The following is a 19,899-nucleotide window of genomic DNA, read 5'->3' as shown; positions in this document are numbered from 1 at the left end:
TCCCGCCGGCCATCCACACTGAAGAGGGTGCCGCTGCGCCTACGCTCTAATGTGGCATCCTTGGCCCTTCAAAGCCTCGGAACGCTTGCCGGGCAAATTGCCAAATCCCGGTATATCGGCGCGCCAGCACCGGCACGGAACAGAACGTTTGCGACCCTGGAAGAAAGTATCTAGGATCGCAGCAGAGAAGGGGTCTTGAACGGGACATGCATCTTGGGAACTCATCGCCAGCCTGCGCGCCGGGGGCGGCCATTTGGCCTTCGACAGCGCCTTTCAATCGAATCTCTGGAATCGAGACGCCTGCTGACCGTCACCGCGGTCGCGCCCGTAGGCGATCTGAATGGCGACGGCATCGTCAATGTGCAGGACCTCGCGCTAGTGAGTTCGAACTGGCTGCACGCGGGCACGCAGCCACTGTCAGGTGACGCTAACCTCGACGGTATCGTCAACGGTCAGGACCTGGCCGTCGTCTCGAGCCAATTCGGAAAAGCGGCCGGTAGCATGGCCGCCGGCAATTTGACACCGCCGTCCGTCATGGCAGGTACGCAGTTCACGAACTTCACGGTCTCGCATTTCACCGATTCCAATCCCGCCGCCAAGGCCAGCGACTATACGGCCCTGGTCACTCTTGGCGACGGCACCAACGTGACCCTAACCAGTACGCCGACTAGCGCCGGTCGTATCGTGGCCGATCCCGGCGGCGGATTTGACGTGCAGGTCACGCACGCCTACGTGCATCCGATCACCGGCGGGATGTTCACGGTTTCCGTGAGTGGTCCACAAAGTCAGACGTCACGCATCAGCACGAATGCTTTCAACGTGGCCGATGCACCGATCACGGCCGGCAGCCTGACGCCGCCGGTCGCCACGCAATTGCAAGCAATCAAGAATGCAACCGTCTTTCACTTCACTGACGCCAACCCGTTGGCCTCGGCCGACACTTTTTCGGCCGTGGTCACCCTGGGTGATTCGAATCAGGTGACGCTCACCAGCAGTCTCAGCCAGTTTGGACGGATCACGACCAGTCCCGGCGGCGGATTTGACGTGGTTTTGTCGTACACATACATGACCACGTTCACGAATCAAACGTTCAGCGTCCTCGTGAGCGACGGCCAGGGCATGACCGCGTCGGCCAGCACCAACACGTTCTCAGTGGCGCCATCGACATTGCAGGGAGGCAGCTTAACCCCGCCTACGACCGTGGTCGGCACGCCCTTCAGTAACGTGGTGGTCTATCATTTCACCACCACGGATCTATCGGCCACGGCGCAATCGTTTACGGCGCAAGTCACTCTGGGAGACGGCAATACCGTAGTTCTCACGGGCACGCCTGGGGCGAACGGTCAGATCGTGGCCCGCGGCAACGGCAGCTACGACGTGCAGCTGTCCTACACCTATACGACCGCGGTTCAGAATCAGTCGTTCGGCGTGCAAGTCACGAATCCGAAGGGAGAATCAACCGGCGGCAGCACCACCCGGTTCGCCGTGCCAACCACTCCGCTGACGGTCACACCCGAGATCCACCTGGATGCCACGGCGACGGGCACGGTGGGCACGACCCAGGGCGGCGCGATGTTCAACGCGGCGCAAAGTCAGTACATGACTGAACCGGACAATGCCACGCTGGACAGTATCTTCAACAACGCCACGCAATTCACCATCGAGTTCCAAGCCCGGCAGGCGACGTTGGCCACGAATCGTAATTTCCTCAGCAAGTGGAATTACGGAGCCGCCGGTTCGATAACGATCGCGACCGGAGAACACTCCGGTGAGGAGGGCGAGGTTTCTGTCTGGTTCGCCGACCCCAGCGGCCGCGTCGCCGGCGTCATCGAAACGCAAGGCGCGAAGATGCAGGCCAGTGTGACCTATGACATCGCCGTGGTTTACAACGCCGGTAACGTGCGGATCTACATCAACGGGCAACCGCAGCAGACGATCGTCAACGTGGGAGTGATCCCGACCTCGGTGTCCGCATCGGCGAACATCCCGCTCGAGCTAGGCCGCTGGAACGGACTGGGGAATTACTTCGACGGAGCGATCTCGAACCTGAATATCTGGACCACCGCACGCACGCAGGCCCAGATCCAATCGCTGCAAGGGAACACGTTTCCCTACTCGCAGATGACGGCCGACCAACGCGCCGGGCTCGCGCAATCGTTCGCCCTGACGCAAGCCAGCGGCGCGGCGGTCGACGCTGTGCATGGTCTGCAAATGCTCAACCCGACCGGCGTTCTGCGCGAGCAGATCGTCACCTCGTGGAATGGAACAGGTACCCTGCCGACGGTGTTTACTCCCAGTCCCGAAGGGCAAGCTCCCGACCTGGTGAGCAGCGTCCCTTCGATGAATTCGCAGCCGGCCTTGAAATTCAACGGCATCAACGACGCGCTCAAATATGCCTCGACGGTTCTGCCAAGCGATGACAGCGGTGACGTGTTCATCGTGGCGCAGTTCCTCGGAGGGGGCGACAATTTCGAAAGTGATACGTTGTTCTCCTCCTCGTCCGATGCGACGGCCGTGGATTATGTCTTCTTCGCGTCGTACAACCCGTCGACGAATATCGTGCCGGCCGAATCGGGGGGCGGTGTGCCACTGGCCCGCATGCGATTCCGCGACGATGCGTTCCAGACCGACATCCGCGGCAGCCAGCTTCAACTGCAACCAGGGGTCACCTACGTGTTGCACTTCTGGGGAATGGGAACCGGCAAAGGCTACGGCATGACGGTCAACGGCATGGATACTTCGCCGTTCTTCACCGGTTCAGGCACCACGATTCCGGAAAGCTACCCGACCGTGGCGGGAAGCTGGTTCGGCGCCTCGTCGAATTTGACCAATCTCACGATCGGCGATTTCGAGCGTTCCGACGGCCCGCAGGGCTTTGCCTCAGCCCTGATTTCCGAGATCGACGTCTATGGCGGTACCACTTCCCAGCCGGTCCTGCCACTGAACATCTCGCAGCAGATCGTAAACGCGCTGATGGTCAAATACGGCGCGACGCCGCTTGGGGACGATGGCTAGCGGGCCTCCTGTTCATCGCGGCGTCAGACCTTCAATCGTCTGTCAGCCCGACCATGTCCAGTAGCGCCAGCGCATTGGTTGTATTGGCGATGCCGGGCCGTAGTTGATAGTCGAATTTCATTTCGCGATGCGGACCTTCGCCGACGAAAGTCTCGCGGAAGTGAACGGCGCGGCTAGACTCGCTCAACGGGGGCTCCGCGGCCAACTCCAGATCATGCGTCGAAACCGCGCCGATCGCGTGCCGCGCGAGCAATCGGTCCACAACCCGGCGGACCGCGATCTGTCGATCGCGCGAATTGGTGCCGTGCAGGATCTCGTCCAACAAGAAGACCAGCACCGGTTCGCCCGGACGGTCGCAACGTCGCGCCTGCTCGACGATCGCCTTCAAGCGTTTCAACTCCGCCAGGAACAGCGATACGCCGTCGGCCAGCGAGTCATCGATGCGCATGCTCGTTTCCACCAGCACACGCGGCAGCGACAACCGCACGGCGCACACCGGCGCGCCGGCCTGCGCCAGCACCAGGTTTAATCCGATGGCGCGCAGCAGCGTGCTCTTGCCTGACATGTTCGAACCCGTAACCAGCAGAAACGTTCCCTCCGGCCCCAGTTCGACGTCGTTGCCGACGCGCCGCGCGGTGGGAATGAGCGGATGAGCCAGGTCCGTACCCGTGATCTGCCTTGGCCCGAGCTGGTCGACCGTCGGAAAGGTCCAAGCCGGATGGTCGAACGCCAAATTAGAGAGCGAAGCGAGCGCCTCGAACTGCGCGAGTGCCGCGAACCAGCGTCGCAAATGCGGCCCGACGTGCTGTTGCCAGCGCTCGAGCGCCGAAAGCACGTGAAAATCCCACAGCGTCACCGCCTGTAGCACGCCGTAAACTACTTGCGAGAAACGCAGGTCGGCCAGGTCCAGCCGCCGACGCAGGCGTGTCAATTGTTCATGGGCGTGATGCCCTTCGACGGAAAACTCTTGCCGCAGCGCCACCAAATGCGGCGCCGTGACAGGCCATGTTTCAACCAGTGCGAGCATGTCCGCAAAGCGGCGTAATTGCTGCTCGCCCGTATCGATCTGCCGGAAGATTTCGTGAACGTGGCGAACCAGCAAGTAACTGACCGCCACCTGCGCACCGACGACCAGTTGCCAGGCGAGCGCCGGAACCAGCCCGAGCACATAAGCCGCCAAAAGTCCCAAAAGCACCAGCGGTGATAACCGCGCGTACCATTTCAACCAAGGACGCTGCGACAGCCAGCCGGGACCCTCGGCCCATCGCACGAGCGGCGTAACGTCCGCCGATGCGCGCTGGCCGTAGATCGCCTGGCCGCGCCACGCCAGCTCTTGCCGCAAGTCTAACTGCTTGGCCAATTCAGCGACGCTTCGCTGCCGGGCGGGCACTTCGGCCGGCGCCGCAGGAACCAGCAACCATTGGGCCAGGCAGCTCCGTCCCGCGCCGGTCGAAGCCATGCAGCAGAGTCGATAGAGTGACGCCGGGCCGAACAGGTCCAGATCGCGCGCCGTGGGTGTCAGTTCAAGGTCCGTGGGCAATGCGACCGCGGGCAGCCTATCCCAGGCCCGATCCAGTCGAGCCAGCCCATGACGATTGAGCGTCGCCATTCCTTCAGCGCGCGCCAGTTGCCGGCGTATCCAGCGATGGCGGGCCACTACGGTAATAAATGCGACCACGCCCAGAAGTGCCGCCGCGATCCACGGCAAAATCCGTGCGACACCTTGCCACCAGCCAACGGCCAACATCGTCACGATGAATGCCGCCGCGGCAAAGCGCAAATTCACCAGCCGATCTGAGCGAATCTGCCAGGCGCGCGCGCCGGCCATGAAGCGATCGACGCGCTCGCGATAGAGGGCCGCCCGATCTTCGGACACTGCAGGTTCAGGCACCCGTCGTTTAAGCCTTCGTTGAAAGGTAAATATTTATATTGCTCGCCACCCGACAGATGGTCGAACGACCTACGAAGAGAGGGCTACATTGGACTCTTCCACTCCGAACTCCTATTACGGAACTCGGGTGCCTCTGTTTTCGGATTATATACGCGGGCATCTTTATTAACTTGGACTCGCCGTCCAAGCACATCTCGAATCGTCTCAAGCCTCGCGATATCCGAAAGATCGCGGACGATATCGCGGTAGAGCGTTGCGAATCCCGTGGATGGCCGTCTTAGCCCGTCCGGAATTGGTATCGGGATATCAATCTCAGGAATGCGCGGAAGCTGCGCCGCGGACGCTAGGGTGTTGTAGCCCTTGATAAGGTTTTTCGGACTAACCGTCTGGCGGGAAACTACGGAGAACTCTCTTCGCATCTGCAAAGAGGCATCGGCTAGTTTCTTTACAATTTTATTTAAGCCCGTCGTGGCGGCAGGACCCTCTCCAGAATCGAGCAGATATCGAAGCTCTCCCATTTGCTCTCGTACTGCTTGAATCCGCTTATCACCGCGTAGCTCCTGCGCGTATTCGATTACTTCCGAAACGTCACCTACTTTGGAAGTAATCCAGGCCGTAAAAAACGGGATCGGGATGTTTACGATATAAGATCGCGATGCCTCGACGATGCACTTGACGTCATCGCGGCTGTGCTCTGAGATTTGGCGGAGCAACCCAGAGGCAAAGTCTGAACTGTACATCCCGGTTTTTTGCATCCACCGTAATTGAAATGCTTGGCGAGTTGGGTAGAGGAGGGAATCGGCGTGGAGCGCCCGTGCCGCCAGCGTGTAGTAAATAGACTTATACGCCGTCCAATTCAACGCGGCCAAAAACACCCTTAATGCAGGAGTCAGCCCGCCCGTTATACCATCGCCCCATTTAGCATTCGGTACACGATAATCGTTTCCAATCGGAGTCCCGCGCGAGTCGACGAGGACGAAATTGTCTCGCAGATCTGCCGGCCCGTTTGTCTCTTTCGCATCAACCAACTCGCCGAAAATCGCCGCGCTTAGTTTTCCATACTTTTCGAATTCCGGCGTTTCCGGCATCCCAAGCATCTTCATCGTCAGATAGTACACGCTTGAGGATATATCCCACGTACAGACGATGTGCATCCGAAGCTGTTCTAGAAATGCACGATAGTCCGCATCAACAAATTCTCCTCCACGAATTTCAGGTCGGAATGATAGGGACTCCGCGCGCGCGGAATTGTCGAGTTCGCGTAAGTTGACGTTATCGAGACCATAGAATCGGATGAACGGAAATGCGTCGCGACGCGTCGTTCGAAACTCTTCTTTGTAATTGTCTAGGCAGATCAGTTCGTCGTAGAAGAGTATTGCAGTGACGACGTTTTCCAGGGCGGCAATGTCCCCGTCGACGGAGTCGCGAGATCGAGATGCAACAGTGCCAAGAAGGCGTTGAACGGCCGTCAGAGTTGCATTATCGATTAGCGCGTAACTCATTCCATCGACCCGAAATAACGCACGAAAAAGGTGTTTCAGACTACGTTATGAGAGCCGATAGCAGAGCTGCGCAATCGCAGTAAGAACCTCCGTACTCGTTGCGCATATTTCAAGCTACGCAACATATGCTACCGTCCGCCGCCGGCAGCGCCGGCATTGCCGCTCCAGCCGGGCAATTTCGCTGGGAAGCTCTTGTCGGTCGCTTCGCTCCAGCCGTTGCCAACTCCCTTGCCGCTCCAGAACAAATCGCCGCCTGGCGCGCCGAGACTCTTCATCCGCTTCGACGGATTCTGACCGTTCTCGGCCAGTGCGTTGTCGTGAATGTAATTGCCGTCGGGGTTCGGCTCGACGTTCAACTTGTGCTCGGGCGGGAACACGTCGGTCAACGCGTACATCGCGATGCCATACGACCCGTGGCCGCGCACTTCGTTCTTCGTGACTTCGGTGTTGTCGGCCGCGTTCACGGCGATGCCGATACCCGGCTCGACCAGGTTTACGGTATTTCCCGGTGGCGAGGTGTTCGGATAATTGTTGTCCAGCACGCGGTTATTGATCACCCGCGCGTTCGAAGCCACGGTCGTCGGCAGGTCCGGCAACAGTACCACGAGCAAACCGAGCGAATTCTGATGGGCCGAATTGTTGGCCATCAGCACGTTGACGCAATTCTCGGTCTCCATGCCGATCGTGCAGCGGTACGACTCGCAATTCTGGATCGTGACGTCATTGCATTGGCCGGCATACACGCCCGCGTCCCACACGTCGCTGACGACGCAACCGTCGACCAGCACCCCCTGGCAAAGCACGGGATAGACGCCGTACTTGCCGGTGTTATGGCAGACCAGGTTCTTGAACGTCGCATTCTTGGCCTTGTTCACGACGACGCCGTTCCCTTTGTAGTCGCGAATCTCGAATCCCGAGACGACGAAGTTATTGCCCGAGACCAAGACAGCATCGTTCAGCTTGTTTTTGCCGTCGAACACCGGGCGCTCGCCATTTTGCACCAGGCCGACGAACTCGATATCGTCGAAATCAATCGTCACGGTCTCGCTGTAAGCGCCAGGCATCACCTGAATGCGATCGCCGGGGCGAGCCCTATCGACGGCCGCCTGAATCGACTGACCGGGACTGACCGTAAACGTCCCGCGAATCGACTGCGCACTGACCGCCGGCGCCGCGGCATTGCGCTCCGGGTATTTCTCCTCTTCGGCCGCTGTCGCGCTGGCGAGCGATAAAAATCCGAAGCACGCCACCAGGGCAAACCATTCCAGCGAGGATTTCATGACAAACCTCCTGTTGACGGGGATGAGCTTGTTTTAATTGGTTAAAAAATTCGATTCAGCCACTGAGGACACAGAGAAAGCCACGACTAAAGGAATTCTCTTTCTCACTTCTCTGTGGTCTCGGTGTGCTCGGTGGCTCTTAGTCTTTCTAATTCGCAAAATCTGCGATCGGATCCTGCGTTCTCTGTAGCTAATTGTTCTTGGACGTCGTACCTGCCGGCGCCTTGGCAGAGCCGTGCAGCAGGTCCGCGGGAAACGTCATCAGCGAGCCGGTTTCGTGCCACTCGTTGCCAGTGCCGGTGCCGTCCCAGTACAGGTCGCCCCCGGGGGCTTTGCGTTTCTCACTGTACAGCGGATCGGGATGCCGGCCGTTGTCGCGATATTCGTTGCCTGCGATCACGGTGAAGTCGGAGTTCGGCTCGACGTCCAGCTTGTGTCCTTCGCCCGACTGACTCAGCGCGCCGACGACGATGCCGTAAGAATCGTTTTCGGCGACCAGGTTTTGCGTTACCTCAGTGCGATCGGCCGCCATGACCAGAATGCCGATGCCGGGTGGTAGGTTGGCGATCAGGGTGCCCGGCTTGCCGAAATTCTTGTGGTTATTCGCCCATGAGCGATTGTTGATCACGCGCGTGTCGAGTCCGACCTTCGACGGATTGTTCGGCAACACGAACACCAGCAGGCCGGCCGTGTTGTGGTGGGCGCTATTGTTCGTGACCAGCGCCGCCGTGCAATTCTCGATCTCGATGCCGGCCACGTTGTTAAAGACTTCATTATTGCGCACGACGATGTCGCGGCTGCTGCCGACATAGATCGCGGCGTCGCTTATGCCGCTGACCGTGCAGCCCTCGACCAACACACCGGCGCACTCGACGGGGTAAACACCGTACAGGCCGGCATCGTCAACGATCAGGTCGCGAAACACGACGCGTTGTGATTTGCTGGCCAGGATGCCGTTCCCTTTGAAATGGCGAATCACAAAGCCCTCAATCACCAGGTCATCGGCCGAGCTTTGCACGGCGTCAGCGAGCACACCGCCGCCGTCGAGCACGGCCCGCTGACCGTCGCGGTTCAGTCCGACGAGCGTGACGCCGTCCCGATCGATCGCCACGGTCTGGCGATAGACTCCCGGTTCGACTTCAACGCGGTCACCCGGCGCGCACCGATCGACGGCCGATTGAATCGACTGGCCCGGCCGTACGGTAAACGTCGCCGAGACGCGGCCGTCCGATGCGTTCTTGCTCCCCAGCGCCGCGACCCATTCGAGACCACTCCCCGGAGCGCGGGCTGCCGCGGCCGGATTCGCGCGGGCGACGTTTGTTGCCACGGTCTCCAAGCCGGGAATCCGGTGCATGTTGCCGCTCGAGTAGCCGGTGAGGGGGCCTGCACCTTGTCGTATAGTCGTCGCAGCGGAATTTATAGGCGCCGCAGCGGCATTGTTTAAAGACGCAATCGGCCGGGGACGCGGCGCTGGTGCCGGCCCCTCACCCGGCGCTCTCCCAGAGGGAGAGGGGGACGCTGCGGCACTGGCGACTGGCGATCTTCTGTTGCCGGCGCGGGCCAACGGAGCGGGCGTGGCTTTTGTTTTCACTTCGACCACTGGCAGGCCGCTGGGCACCTTTTGCGGCGGGTCCGGCTGCAGCGAAGTATCGGTCAGTGCTTTCAAGAACGCGACCAGGTCCGCGATCTCGGCGTCAGTGATGTCGAACTTGCCGATCTTGTCGTCCATGCCAGCCGGCGGATTGGGTTCGCCGCGGCCGCCCCCTTTGGCGTAGAACTTGATAACTTCTTCGAGCGTGGCAAAAGCACCATTGTGCATGTAGGGGGCCGTCAGCGCGATATTACGCAGCGACGTCGTCTTGAAAGCGCCGTCTGGCCCTTCGCCCGGCACACCGGCCCGGCCGCGATCATGCTCGCCGGCGTCAGGAACACCGATCACGCGGAACGTATCGTCGGCGAACGTGGGAAAATTGTGGCACTCGAAGCAGCGCGTCTTCAACGAACGAAAAACCTTCATGCCGCTACGCTCTTGTTCATTGAGCGCATTTGCATCGCCGGCGGCATAATGGTCGAACTTCGAATTGAACGACAGCAAGGTGCGCTCGAACGCGGCCACGGCCCGCGCCACGTTGTCAAACGACACGGCCTCGGCGGGCGTGCCACCGAAGACTTTTTGAAACGCCGTCACGTATTCGGGAATCGCCTGCAATTCTTTGACGAGCACCTCAGGATTTTCTCCCATTTCGTGCTCGTTCGTCATCGGGCCTTTGGCCTGTGCCTCGAGGTCGTCAGCCCGGCCGTCCCAGAATTGCCACTTGTGATAGGCGGCGTTCCACAGCGTGGGAGCATGCCGTCCGAGCTCATGCCCACCGGTGCGCTCCGGGCCGATGCCCGTGCCGGCATAGCCCATGCTCAGCTTGCGCCCGTCGGCAAAGCCGTGATCCGGATGGTGGCAGTGCGCGCAAGAGATATTGTTTTGACCACTAAGGATCGGGTCGAAGAAAAGTAGCTTGCCGAGCGCCACCTTGTCGGGGGTCATCGGATTCTTATCGAGCGATCGCATGGGCGGGAAGGGCGCCTGCAGGCCGGTCGCGCGTGGCTGCCCGGCCACGAATGGCTCGTCCGGCACCCAGGCGCCAGACCGCTCGCTCCAACCCGGAATAGCGAGCGGCGCCGCCGCCGCGGCGGCTGATGCAGGAACCGTGGCACCGGTCACCGGTTCCTCGGCAGCCAATGTCTGTACGGACGCCAAACCGAGGCTTGCCACGAAGGCAAAGCAAACCGAGAAGCGCATCATGGCAGAAACTCTCCCGATCCGTAGAACGGTCGGCTGCAGGCTGAGTGAAATGAGTATTCTTGCGCGCCGCCACGCAACCCATTTTGAGAAACGCGAACGGCGCGCGGCGCGTCCTCAAACGGGCGCGTTCAAATCTAGTTGATGCCGCGGCGCCGAGCAAGCGCGGAACCGATCCCACCGGCGCGAGTGCCGCAATCGGTAACGGAAGCCGCCAGATGCTGGTAAGTCGGGGACGATTATCTCGCCGAAATCCGCGTCTGGCGGCCTAGTTGCTGTCACCAGCTCCGAACACCCGAACCGCATTCCGGCGCAGCCTGTCGAACTCTGCGGCGGGCCCAAATTTGCTGGCCCGCCACGCGTCGATCCCTCTTCCAAAGGAGAAGCGAATCCCTACAATCGGAAGGTCCGTGAGTCGCACCCCTAGCTCAATTGGATAGAGCATCGGTCTACGGATTCCGCGAAACTGCTGGACAGTTGCGAAATCCTCGGGGATTAGTGCTTAGGAATCACTGCGAATCACCCCAAATCACTCGATTCGGGTGTAGTACACCCGGACCCTAGAGCATCGGTCAACGTGACCTTTGCATTCTAACTAGGGCTGTTGGGGTGTCAAAAATGTTCGCAACATTGCTCATCGCTGGCGTCGTGTTGTCGGTTCTTTTGCTGCTAGGCGGACCACGGCAAGGGATGCTGGTTGCCGTTCTTATCATGTTCGCAGCAACCGCGAACGCTGCTGAGCCAAGTCCGCCCATCATGCGTTATCGCAATCGGGACGGCGAAACGGTACTCAATCCGTACTGCCACGAATCGGCACCAATGGTCAAGCAAGCCGTCCCGTCAGAGCGAAAGCCGGCAAGGGCGATGCTGCTGCCCACGTTGATTGAGCGTACCGAATCCATTCGCGACAACCGCTGCTAAGGGACTCTCCATGCTAGACAACACCATGCGACAAGCGTTGATCGACTGCATTGAATGGACGCTGCACAAGGCGGACGGAATCCCCGACGCGATTGATACGTCTACGCTCGCCAAGGTCTTGAAGTTGCTCAAACGGCAGCCGTAGGCAATGGGCCAAATGCGAAACACCCGGCTCAATGGGCCGGGTGTTTTCGTTTCTAGGCGATGGCTTTGCGAAATCCGCCCTAGTGAATCTGGCCTACCCCCAAGCTACAATGCGAAGCAACTCCAAGGGGTCGATATGGCATCCTCAACAGACACTTGCTTTCAGCATGGGGTAAGCGATTGTCCGTACTGCAAGCCTCAGAATCCGGTTTTCGAGGCAGTGCCGGAGCGTCCCGCGAAGGTCACTGATCGGCAGTCGAATCAACGCCTTTTGCTAGTCGCCGTTGCAATCGCAGTCGGGGCGGGGTTTTTGCTTGTACTAAACCTCGGCCAGAGTGACCAAGCACCGGGGGTGAAACCGTCGCCGACCCGTCATCGCACATTCGCCGGGGCCGGTGACAAGGCTCGCCTTGTGTCGGGTAATGGTGCAACGGGCATTTGGGTCGCAGCGACACCGGAATCGTTTGATCGGTTGGGGAAGCTGGTCTACGCAAAAGACATGCTTGGAATCCAGCAACTTGAATTATCCGGAGTTGTCTGGACAGAACCTATCGGAACCAAGGTACTGATGATCGACCCCGGACTCGCGTCTTGCGAAGTCCGAATTCTTGAAGGTCCACGCTTAGGCCGATCCTGTTTCGTCATTACAGAAGGCGTCTCGCATGATTGAATCCGCGATGGCCCTTACCGGCAGACCAATTGCATGGTGACTTTGCTGGTCAGCGTATTACGCAATACGCCAATCGACGATCTTTTCGCCATTATCGTCGCAAAAACCTCGTTCGGATTGGTTGCCCCACTTAGGGCTTCGATTTGCAGTAAATCGCACTCCGCTTCCATTCGTTGAATATCTGCGATCAATTCGTACATGGTGCCGCACTCCGATTTGCCCCACAGCAATAAACGGGGCCGCACTAGGTGGGGCAGGAACCTAGCACGGCCCGGTGAGCATTGCTGCCCACATAGGAATAGTAGAGGCGTACGTCGCGGGGGCAACCGCCGACTACAGTGAATCCGCCTGCCCGCAGGAATCGCAGTCGGCTGACTGCCAATGGCGGCTTATGATTCCATACCGACGCCCATCATTCGCATCACGGTTATCGCCCGAAGCTTGTTTGCCTTGTCCAAGTCGGCACGATTCGACAACGCCTTTCGCGTTGACTCGCGAAGATTGTCGGGCAGTCGCTTTCCCGCATCCTTTTCGATTGACGCAATTGCGTCTGCGGCGGACGGAATCAGAGTCATTTTCCCGGACACGATATCCCGGAGTCTTTCGGCAAGGGCGTCGATGTTTAGCTGAAAGCCCATGCTTTCCGCCACAAATAGGGCGAACATGAAGCCATCTTCAAAATCTTCGTTTTCGTTTCCGTCGATCATTTGGAAAACTCCCGGCACTCGCCGTTATCGGAAGCCTGCCAAATCGGATTGAACGTGTTCGCCTTGTGCGAGTGGCATTGCATCCCACGTCCTGCCGTCGAGCATTCTGCCGGTTCGTTTCTTATTGACTCCACCCCATTGCTTGAAGAAAAACGGCACTTCGGCCCGTTGGCATTGGTCTCGAATGTCGAGTGCCCACACTTCGCTCATGGGACGTGATCCCGGCCCAGACTCTCCGCCGACGATCACCCAATGAATGCCGCTAAGGTCGAGACTCGGCAATGGACCAATTAACGGCTCAAGCGAAAGAAATTTTGTCTTGGCCGACGTTCGCCGAAGATGGTCAATACGTGTCGTGTACTTGTCGGTCTCGACGCTGACACCCATCCACACGTTACTTGGCCAGTCAATTTGATGGCTAATTTCTTCTAGGCGGTCGGCCCTCTTTGTCAGCACTTGAAATTTGTGCCAGTGTGCCCGCCGCATTACGTCAAAGACTTGTTGAATGTAGTAGTCCGGTATTTCACGGTGGAAAAGGTCGCTCATGGAGTTGACGAAAATCGTCTGTGGCTTTTTCCATTTCAGCGGTCTTTCAAGCATCTGAGGCTGTAGGGTAAGGTCGAACCCATTGGCGTAGTTCTCCTGTCCCATCGCCTTCAATCGCATTGCCAATCGTTCGGCGTAGCAAAACTTGCAGCCCGGGCTGATCTTGTCGCAGCCCGTCACTGGATTCCACGTCGATTCTGTCCATTCAATGGATGACTTAGACATGGATCACCCTTTCTTCTTTGCCTTGGGAAACGTCACTTCGACATGATCCGCGAAAGTCACGACACCCAATCGCTTTACTCTATCGTTTGCTGGAGGATCACAGGTTATGAGCTTCTTTTCCTCCATCTTCCGCAGGCATTCTTTGTAGTTCGGTTCGATGAAGCGGCGCCCGTAATTGTGCTTCTCGAAAATCGCGCCCATCGTCAGAGTCTTGCCAGCGAACTCTTCAAGTAGAAGCCCCTCTAGCTCATCTAGTGGCCTAGCGAACTCGAATAGCAATCCTTCATCGCGATAGGATGGGTTGTACTCGAAAGAAGGCACGCCTTGGTCATGCCACGAGCTTTCTTTCGCCATGACACCCTTCATAATCTTGTAGCCAAGCGGATGCTTACTCACAAAGATTAGATGGTGACTTGTACGGCTTCCGTCCGGACGCTTGAACCGAAACGGAAGGACGTATTTTCCGCCCATGTCGATGAGCGATTCACAGACGCCTTCTAAGATTGCGAGTTCCCGTTGAGCAGGTTTCAGAGCGATTAGCTTCTCACGGAGCACGTCCGCTCGATCTTTGCCGAAAAGAGCGTCGATGTGATGATCCACCGCACTGTTCGGCAAGCCCATGTTTATGCGGTTGTAGTTGAAGAAGAAAATACATTCACACATGAAGTCCTTTAGTACGGAATTGATAAGTTTTAGCGAAAGCCCCTTGTATCCCCACGGGTCTCCAAAAAAGAGCGTTGGGATCAAATTGACTGACTCAAACTCTTTGACCATCTCCGTTCCGACTTCGCCGTGCGAGATGTACGGCTTGTACTTCAGCGTCTCAATTCCCTTCAACTTACCGATTGCTTTGTCTAGCGATTTGCAGTTTGCGTCGTCCTTATCGTTGAATCGTGTGACCAACATTTGTCGAAGGTCAGGGTCGGCAATCGCTTGCTTCAAGACTAGTAGGGGCGTCGAAGTCGTCCCATCTTCGTATCGTCCAGGTCCAGCGAAAAGGTCGAGATAGGCAACTCGATTGTCATGGGCCTTGACGGTTTTCTTGATAGCGGTAAACCACGCCATGAAATACTTCTCGACGATGGTTGCCTTTACGACTGATTGCTCAGTTGCCTCGTTGAAGAATGCCTTTGCCACGACCGCCCCCTTTGCGATTCGACCAGCAACATCCCTATACTGTACACATTTACAGTATTTGGGGGTTTGGGTCAAGAATGAGTGGATCGCCGATCTTAGCTATCCCCCACTATGAGGTAAACGGTGGTTTCCCACTCCCCCGCTAAACACCCCCTGCGACCGCGTAGGACGGCCCCAGAATCGACGGATCGGCGGGTGTGGGTCCAAAGAGGCAGGTTTTAGTCATCTTGCCCATTTCGCCAAAATGCTTGACAAGACGTAAATCGTGTGCTATAATAGAGTTGCGGATAATTATTTGGCGTGTTTGAAGACTTTGAAGGCAGATTTGTCAACCAAAAGCGCCCTCGCGCCACCTATATAGGTAGGGAAAAGTACGGTCAGTAGCCGACCGGAGTCGCCGACACCCTCGGGTGCGTGACTACATCAGACTGGCTACATCATGCCGCCGGCTCATGCCGGCATCTGGCTTCGACCCTCTCGGGTCGTCTGGGCAAATCCCCAAACCATCGACGCGATTTAGCTATTCGCGTTTTGCTCACGGTGCGGAACCTCTGCACGCACCGTGAGCGTGCTTATTCGTCAGAGGGACAAGCAGAGGAAAGCAATGGACCCCGACGCATTTTTATTACTGGTTCACAACCTGGCTGAAACGTTGTCGCCGGGCAAGGAAATCAATGGCAAGTACCACGAAGGGCGTTGGTACTCGGAACTCGTCTCAATCGGAAGCATCGAAGGGTGGGAATTCCTCGCCGACAACTCCGACGCCAGCGAACCGGAAATCAAATCCGCGATCTACAACGTGATGCGAACGGAGCATCAAAAACTAACAGGCTATGTATCGCCAAAGAAGGCAGAGAAAAGACGATTCCCTAAAGCCACGATCACGCTATCTGACACGCTTGAACAATACGCCGAACGGTGGCACGAAGGCAATCCGCTCTACGACGACACAAGCGAGCCGGACATTCTCGCATTGCTTGAGGAAGGTCGTACCGAACGTGAGATTGCCGACATTCTTGGAATCACTCGCCACGCTGTTCGCGTTCGTCGCGAACGATTGCAGCGGGAATCTGCTTAATAGAAAGGACAACATGCAAAGCAAAGTTTTCACCCACGGTCAAGTCAGTGTGGGCGACCGTGCCACGCTGCCCGACGTGCCAAATCACAATCGGTTACTCATCAAGGCACTGAGCGGCGATATCACGATCTATGGCCCGCTAGGCGGCAATGGCTTCACGCTACTTGAGGGTGAGCAATTCGCTTTTTACGTGCCTAATACGAATCTCTTGGAAGTCGAATCGGATGACGACGATGCCCGCTTGGTTTTCGCAGGCGTCTACAACAACGCCGAGATTGAACAGTACAAGCGATTCTACGCCTTCACGGTCAACGATGATGCTCTTACGCCGCTACCCGATCTAGATGCCTCTGTCGGCGTGTGGATTTTGAGTCACAGCGACGATGTTCAAGTCGGGAATAATACCGGCGCTATACCAATCGTCGCGGACGAAGATTTATTTATCGAGTTAGTGAATGCTCGTTTGCTATCCGTTAAAGGGCACGCGAGCGTGGTGGTTGCATGATCGTTGTCGGCAATAGCCCAATCATCGTTCGTGCCCAGCGTATTGACAGTTACCGTCATAACGTGGGCTTGATCGTAGCCAAAGACTTCACGCTCTCCCCTGGACAGCGTGTGAACTTCGGCCGCATTCGCACCGTTGAACTTTACTCAACTCTTGAAGGCAACCAAATTGCCATTGACCCGTAAATATGGAGCCGGACAAGCATTTGGTAAGAACTCCGCGAAGGCTTGTCCGCGAAAACAACCCCCTGACCAAGGAACTACATAATGAGCGTTGACAGCTACGAACGTAAGACAATCACAAATGGACAGCGACGGTTTGTGTTTGTTAACAGAGACTCAAATCGAATCTTTGAAAGCGATGACTGGGCTTTGGGCAGACGGATTGCCGGTAGTCCACAGGCATCACGCCCCAATCATCGCAACGATCAACCGATTCTTGAATACGAAACTCGCGTTGCCGGTGTCCGTGAGCGGCTCGCATTTGAAAGCGCACTTAAAGCCAGTCTTATCGCGACTCACGAAAAAACCGAACAGGATTTGGCCGTTCCTGAAAAGCCGAAGATTAGCCGCGAATCGCTACTGGAAACGCGAGATACCCCCTGGCGTCAAAAGCAATTAGACGCCCACGATGCGTACGATGCGTACCGCAGGTCGAACGCGGACGCTGCCCAAGCCGCTCGCGATCGTTCGGCGTTAGCGAAAGAAATCGCTGCCAACATTTCTAGCGATCAGCACACAGTCAAACTTGAAACCGAATTGGACGACGTGAGCGTTGACATTCACAACCATCACAAGGCCATCGACGCAGCAGTAGCCGCCGCACGCGAGAACTACAGCAAGGTCGTTGCCGACAAGGCTTCAACTCAACAGCAGATTACTGATAGCTACCGAGCTATATGGTCCGCAGAAAAGGGTGAGACGCTTGACGCTACGCCAGCGGCCGAAGCCGCCGAGAGTGAGGGCGAGTAATGGCACTTCAAGGTCCATTTGATACCGTCCCAACGTGGCGACACGGTTTTGTAATCGTGTCAACAACGCCGGTGCAGTTGTCGCCGCATGAAGATTGGGAACTTTTTATCGGCTTGACCATCAAGCCCATATCTCGCGGCGACTATGACAACACTCTCGTATGGGTCGGCCAAAGCCCCGGTGTGACAGCCGGGCTTGATACGGACTCAGATGGAATTCTGCTGAGTACGACCGGCAGCGCCCGGTATACGTCGCTTACGCTACCGATCAGAAAAGCATCGTCGCTTTGGTTAGTAACCGGAACGGTGCTTGACAATGGCGAGTGTCGTCCGGCGCAAGTGTTCGTGGAATGGCATGGAGCATAAAGCAAATGGAAAAGAACATAGCTTGGGCTTTTCAGCAACCAATCGTTATCGAAACAAGTGATATCGTCCCCGCTGGCGTCACCGCTCACGTCTACCCCGATACGGCGTGTGCATTCGCGGTTCTAGACGGGGCATTTAGTGTGGCCGACAGAGTGCGAAGATTCTGGACCCTTAAAGGTCCGGGCAAGCGTGTGTGGGCATCTTCAATCAAAGTCAACGAACCTTCAAAACCTGTGACTCTTTTGAGTCGCATTCTCAACCTCTTTAGGAGTTAACCATGAGTCAATCAGTGTTTCAAAAAGCAGAGAGCCAACTTGTCCCGGATGGGTCCTATGAAAAAGACGATATCGCTGGACTCAAGATCGCTTTGCGTCTCGCCCATGAAGCGTTCGGCGATGACTACCCGGTGACTGCCGGTGTCAATTCCTGGACGACGGCAAAAACTGTACTTCTGCCGTACTTAGGCCGCTCGTCTGCACGCAATGTCTATTTGGAGTTGATAGGTCCGTTTGAATACCGGGAGTCGCTCGTTCACTAAGCGTCACTCCCATGATTTGTCGTAGTTGTGGGATACCGCTGGCGATGACTCGGAGTTGTCGCCAGCATTTTCAACTTGTGAGAAAACAACGATGACAAAGTGCCTGTACTACCGAACGAATAGCCGATACGGCCGCTATCGAATCAATCACGATGGCCGGTGGTACGAATACACGTCCCTTCGCCGTGCGATGGCAAGGCTACAGCAGTGCGGCTTGTCCAAGTACGAAGCCCGTTGCGTACTCGCCGACGCCCGACGCAATCGGAGCACGAATTATTCGTTCGCGGACTTGTTGCAGGCAGCAACCAGATTCAACGAGTCCGTCGATTTGTCGCTCACTAATCAGACGGATTCCGCAGCGGGTCGAATTCATCCAGACCCATTTGACCCGCGAGCGTTCATTCGTGGGACCGCGAAGCGGAGACTTTTGCGGTTGAGCAAGTCCGGGGCCGAAAGGCCCCGTCCACGGTAACTACAGAAAGGATAAATGATGAACAAGGATTCCGCACTTGTGCGAGCACTTGCACACAGCAACTTTTCAGACGACGAAAAGCGCACGTTGTCAGACTATGTGCTGTTCGCCAAACACCAATGGCCAAGGGAACGATTCAACACGTTTCGCGATAATTTCTACGACTACGTGAAGGCAAACCGACAATGAAAAGCCAAGCCAGGTTGATCCGCCGATACATCAAAGAAATCAACGAGAGCGACCTTGACGTGACCGCCAAGGCCCGAGCGGTCGAGCCGTTGGTGAGTCGCTTGCAGCAGCTAGAAATCTTTATCGAGCAACGCGAAGAAAGCCGCTATATCAGCAGACAGAGTTTCGCGGCCGAAGTCGCGGGCATCTTCCCGACGTTCAAAGCCGCCTTGATCGAACATGGTATCCCCGAAAGCACGATCAACGACGTTTACCAAACGTGGCGGGAAGCCATCGACCAAGAATTGAGAAATGTATAGTGCCGTGCTACTGGGCCAGTATCGTCACACCCCGCGTGTTGCGTTCATCGTTCGCAATCCTGCGATCATCACGCGATACGCTGACTTGCTCAGCCGTAGCGATGCCCGGAACTTCGTTCGGTATACATCGGTTCGCGTGTGCGAGCGGTTCGACGCCCTCACGCTTCGCGAAGCGAAAGCAATCCGGCTCGCGTGGTCGCTTCGCTATCCGCTTCTGTCGGATCGGTGTCGCAATGTCGCAACAATATATAGGGGCCAGGTGCAGACCTTCCCGAGTGTGGTTGCCGCTGCCGATGCGTTGGGCGTGTGCATTGCGACCATACGGCGGATGCGTTCGACGTTTCGCGAGTACGACGGGTGGCAATTCCTTTGAACCGTTTCAATCGTCGCGACCACGTTACGTCGTAAGTCTATACTGTATTTGACTTTACGTCAGTTTGTGTTATAATTGGAACATGATGCTTTTGCGCCTCACACAAGGAATGTTCACCAAGGTCGATGCCCGTTGGTTCGATCATCTAAGCCAATTCCGTTGGCAGTACCACCGCAGTAGCGGCGGCTACGAATCAATGGTCGCACTTGTCATCTGGGTTACTTCAACGATGTAGTTGAAGCCGCAAGAGCCTACGACCGCACTGCCATCCGGCATC

General features: G+C 57.1%; 19 protein-coding genes. 11 read left to right on the top strand and 8 right to left on the bottom strand.

Going from position 1 to position 19,899, the window contains the following annotated elements; translation table 11 throughout:
• The first annotated feature begins 195 nt into the window (after window positions 1-195).
• Window positions 196-3,015 (top strand): LamG-like jellyroll fold domain-containing protein, encoded by a 2,820-nt coding sequence (locus VGN12_16965; GenBank protein HEY4311143.1) that lies wholly within the window; start codon window positions 196-198, stop codon window positions 3,013-3,015.
• 31 nt (window positions 3,016-3,046) lie between these two features.
• On the opposite strand, the gene VGN12_16960 is transcribed toward VGN12_16965, so the two are convergent.
• The 4 genes from VGN12_16960 to VGN12_16945 form a co-directional block, all read right to left on the bottom strand.
• Complete coding sequence (locus tag VGN12_16960) at window positions 3,047-4,906, bottom strand: hypothetical protein (GenBank protein ID HEY4311142.1); 1,860 nt, start codon at window positions 4,904-4,906, stop codon at window positions 3,047-3,049.
• A gap of 83 nt (window positions 4,907-4,989) precedes the next feature.
• Window positions 4,990-6,408 carry a hypothetical protein gene (locus VGN12_16955; protein ID HEY4311141.1) on the bottom strand — a complete coding sequence of 473 codons (1,419 nt, stop codon included), beginning with the start codon at window positions 6,406-6,408 and terminating at the stop codon, window positions 4,990-4,992.
• 128 nt (window positions 6,409-6,536) lie between these two features.
• Window positions 6,537-7,688: a parallel beta-helix domain-containing protein gene (locus tag VGN12_16950; protein ID HEY4311140.1), complete on the bottom strand. Its 1,152-nt coding sequence runs from the start codon at window positions 7,686-7,688 to the stop codon at window positions 6,537-6,539.
• Window positions 7,689-7,878: 190 nt separating this feature from the next.
• Window positions 7,879-10,485: a parallel beta-helix domain-containing protein gene (locus VGN12_16945; protein HEY4311139.1), complete on the bottom strand. Its 2,607-nt coding sequence runs from the start codon at window positions 10,483-10,485 to the stop codon at window positions 7,879-7,881.
• A gap of 615 nt (window positions 10,486-11,100) precedes the next feature.
• Here VGN12_16945 and VGN12_16940 point away from each other — a divergent pair.
• Entirely contained in the window at window positions 11,101-11,403 is a 303-nt protein-coding gene (locus VGN12_16940) for a hypothetical protein (GenBank protein HEY4311138.1), read from the top strand.
• Between the two features lie 10 nt (window positions 11,404-11,413).
• Window positions 11,414-11,548: a hypothetical protein gene (locus VGN12_16935; protein ID HEY4311137.1), complete on the top strand. Its 135-nt coding sequence runs from the start codon at window positions 11,414-11,416 to the stop codon at window positions 11,546-11,548.
• 683 nt (window positions 11,549-12,231) lie between these two features.
• On the opposite strand, the gene VGN12_16930 is transcribed toward VGN12_16935, so the two are convergent.
• The 4 genes from VGN12_16930 to VGN12_16915 all read right to left on the bottom strand — a co-directional run bounded on the left by VGN12_16930 (window position 12,232) and on the right by VGN12_16915 (window position 14,832).
• Window positions 12,232-12,417 (bottom strand): hypothetical protein, encoded by a 186-nt coding sequence (locus VGN12_16930; protein HEY4311136.1) that lies wholly within the window; start codon window positions 12,415-12,417, stop codon window positions 12,232-12,234.
• Between the two features lie 189 nt (window positions 12,418-12,606).
• Window positions 12,607-12,924, bottom strand: a complete 318-nt coding sequence (locus VGN12_16925; protein HEY4311135.1) for a hypothetical protein — start codon at window positions 12,922-12,924, stop codon at window positions 12,607-12,609.
• Window positions 12,925-12,948: 24 nt separating this feature from the next.
• Window positions 12,949-13,695: a phage Gp37/Gp68 family protein gene (locus tag VGN12_16920; GenBank protein ID HEY4311134.1), complete on the bottom strand. Its 747-nt coding sequence runs from the start codon at window positions 13,693-13,695 to the stop codon at window positions 12,949-12,951.
• 3 nt (window positions 13,696-13,698) lie between these two features.
• Window positions 13,699-14,832 (bottom strand): three-Cys-motif partner protein TcmP, encoded by a 1,134-nt coding sequence (locus VGN12_16915; GenBank protein HEY4311133.1) that lies wholly within the window; start codon window positions 14,830-14,832, stop codon window positions 13,699-13,701.
• Between the two features lie 604 nt (window positions 14,833-15,436).
• Here VGN12_16915 and VGN12_16910 point away from each other — a divergent pair.
• The 8 genes from VGN12_16910 (at window position 15,437) to VGN12_16875 (ending at window position 19,857) form a co-directional block, all read left to right on the top strand.
• A complete protein-coding gene (locus tag VGN12_16910) occupies window positions 15,437-15,910 on the top strand; it encodes a hypothetical protein (protein HEY4311132.1) in 474 nt (157 codons plus the stop codon).
• Window positions 15,911-15,923: 13 nt separating this feature from the next.
• Window positions 15,924-16,415, top strand: coding sequence for a hypothetical protein (locus VGN12_16905; GenBank protein ID HEY4311131.1), 492 nt, complete (start codon window positions 15,924-15,926; stop codon window positions 16,413-16,415).
• Entirely contained in the window at window positions 16,412-16,600 is a 189-nt protein-coding gene (locus VGN12_16900) for a hypothetical protein (protein HEY4311130.1), read from the top strand. Before VGN12_16905 ends, VGN12_16900 begins: the two co-directional genes overlap by 4 nt.
• An 81-nt stretch (window positions 16,601-16,681) precedes the next feature.
• The gene (locus tag VGN12_16895) at window positions 16,682-17,386 is read left to right on the top strand and encodes a hypothetical protein (protein HEY4311129.1); all 705 of its coding nucleotides are present in this window, start codon (window positions 16,682-16,684) and stop codon (window positions 17,384-17,386) included.
• A complete protein-coding gene (locus tag VGN12_16890; GenBank protein ID HEY4311128.1) occupies window positions 17,386-17,751 on the top strand; it encodes a hypothetical protein in 366 nt (121 codons plus the stop codon). Before VGN12_16895 ends, VGN12_16890 begins: the two co-directional genes overlap by 1 nt.
• Window positions 17,752-18,028: 277 nt before the next feature.
• Entirely contained in the window at window positions 18,029-18,289 is a 261-nt protein-coding gene (locus VGN12_16885) for a hypothetical protein (protein ID HEY4311127.1), read from the top strand.
• Between the two features lie 657 nt (window positions 18,290-18,946).
• Window positions 18,947-19,249, top strand: coding sequence for a hypothetical protein (locus VGN12_16880; protein HEY4311126.1), 303 nt, complete (start codon window positions 18,947-18,949; stop codon window positions 19,247-19,249).
• Between the two features lie 455 nt (window positions 19,250-19,704).
• Window positions 19,705-19,857, top strand: coding sequence for a hypothetical protein (locus tag VGN12_16875; GenBank protein HEY4311125.1), 153 nt, complete (start codon window positions 19,705-19,707; stop codon window positions 19,855-19,857).
• The last annotated feature ends 42 nt before the right edge of the window (window positions 19,858-19,899 follow it).

It is taken from the genome of Pirellulales bacterium (assembly GCA_036499395.1).
Lineage (GTDB): Bacteria > Planctomycetota > Planctomycetia > Pirellulales > JACPPG01 > JACPPG01.
The sequence above is the reverse complement of the archived record's forward strand: the minus strand, read 5'-3'. Positions and strand labels throughout refer to the sequence as shown.

Coding starts and splice junctions, on each gene's coding strand:
- VGN12_16955 (HEY4311141.1), bottom strand. CDS start 6,408: ATGAGTTACGCGCTAATCGATAATGCAACTCTGACGGCCGTTCAACGC.
- VGN12_16950 (HEY4311140.1), bottom strand. CDS start 7,688: ATGAAATCCTCGCTGGAATGGTTTGCCCTGGTGGCGTGCTTCGGATTT.
- VGN12_16945 (HEY4311139.1), bottom strand. CDS start 10,485: ATGATGCGCTTCTCGGTTTGCTTTGCCTTCGTGGCAAGCCTCGGTTTG.
- VGN12_16940 (HEY4311138.1), top strand. CDS start 11,101: ATGTTCGCAACATTGCTCATCGCTGGCGTCGTGTTGTCGGTTCTTTTG.
- VGN12_16935 (HEY4311137.1), top strand. CDS start 11,414: ATGCTAGACAACACCATGCGACAAGCGTTGATCGACTGCATTGAATGG.
- VGN12_16930 (HEY4311136.1), bottom strand. CDS start 12,417: ATGTACGAATTGATCGCAGATATTCAACGAATGGAAGCGGAGTGCGAT.
- VGN12_16925 (HEY4311135.1), bottom strand. CDS start 12,924: ATGATCGACGGAAACGAAAACGAAGATTTTGAAGATGGCTTCATGTTC.
- VGN12_16920 (HEY4311134.1), bottom strand. CDS start 13,695: ATGTCTAAGTCATCCATTGAATGGACAGAATCGACGTGGAATCCAGTG.
- VGN12_16910 (HEY4311132.1), top strand. CDS start 15,437: ATGGACCCCGACGCATTTTTATTACTGGTTCACAACCTGGCTGAAACG.
- VGN12_16905 (HEY4311131.1), top strand. CDS start 15,924: ATGCAAAGCAAAGTTTTCACCCACGGTCAAGTCAGTGTGGGCGACCGT.
- VGN12_16900 (HEY4311130.1), top strand. CDS start 16,412: ATGATCGTTGTCGGCAATAGCCCAATCATCGTTCGTGCCCAGCGTATT.
- VGN12_16895 (HEY4311129.1), top strand. CDS start 16,682: ATGAGCGTTGACAGCTACGAACGTAAGACAATCACAAATGGACAGCGA.
- VGN12_16890 (HEY4311128.1), top strand. CDS start 17,386: ATGGCACTTCAAGGTCCATTTGATACCGTCCCAACGTGGCGACACGGT.
- VGN12_16885 (HEY4311127.1), top strand. CDS start 18,029: ATGAGTCAATCAGTGTTTCAAAAAGCAGAGAGCCAACTTGTCCCGGAT.
- VGN12_16880 (HEY4311126.1), top strand. CDS start 18,947: ATGAAAAGCCAAGCCAGGTTGATCCGCCGATACATCAAAGAAATCAAC.
- VGN12_16875 (HEY4311125.1), top strand. CDS start 19,705: ATGATGCTTTTGCGCCTCACACAAGGAATGTTCACCAAGGTCGATGCC.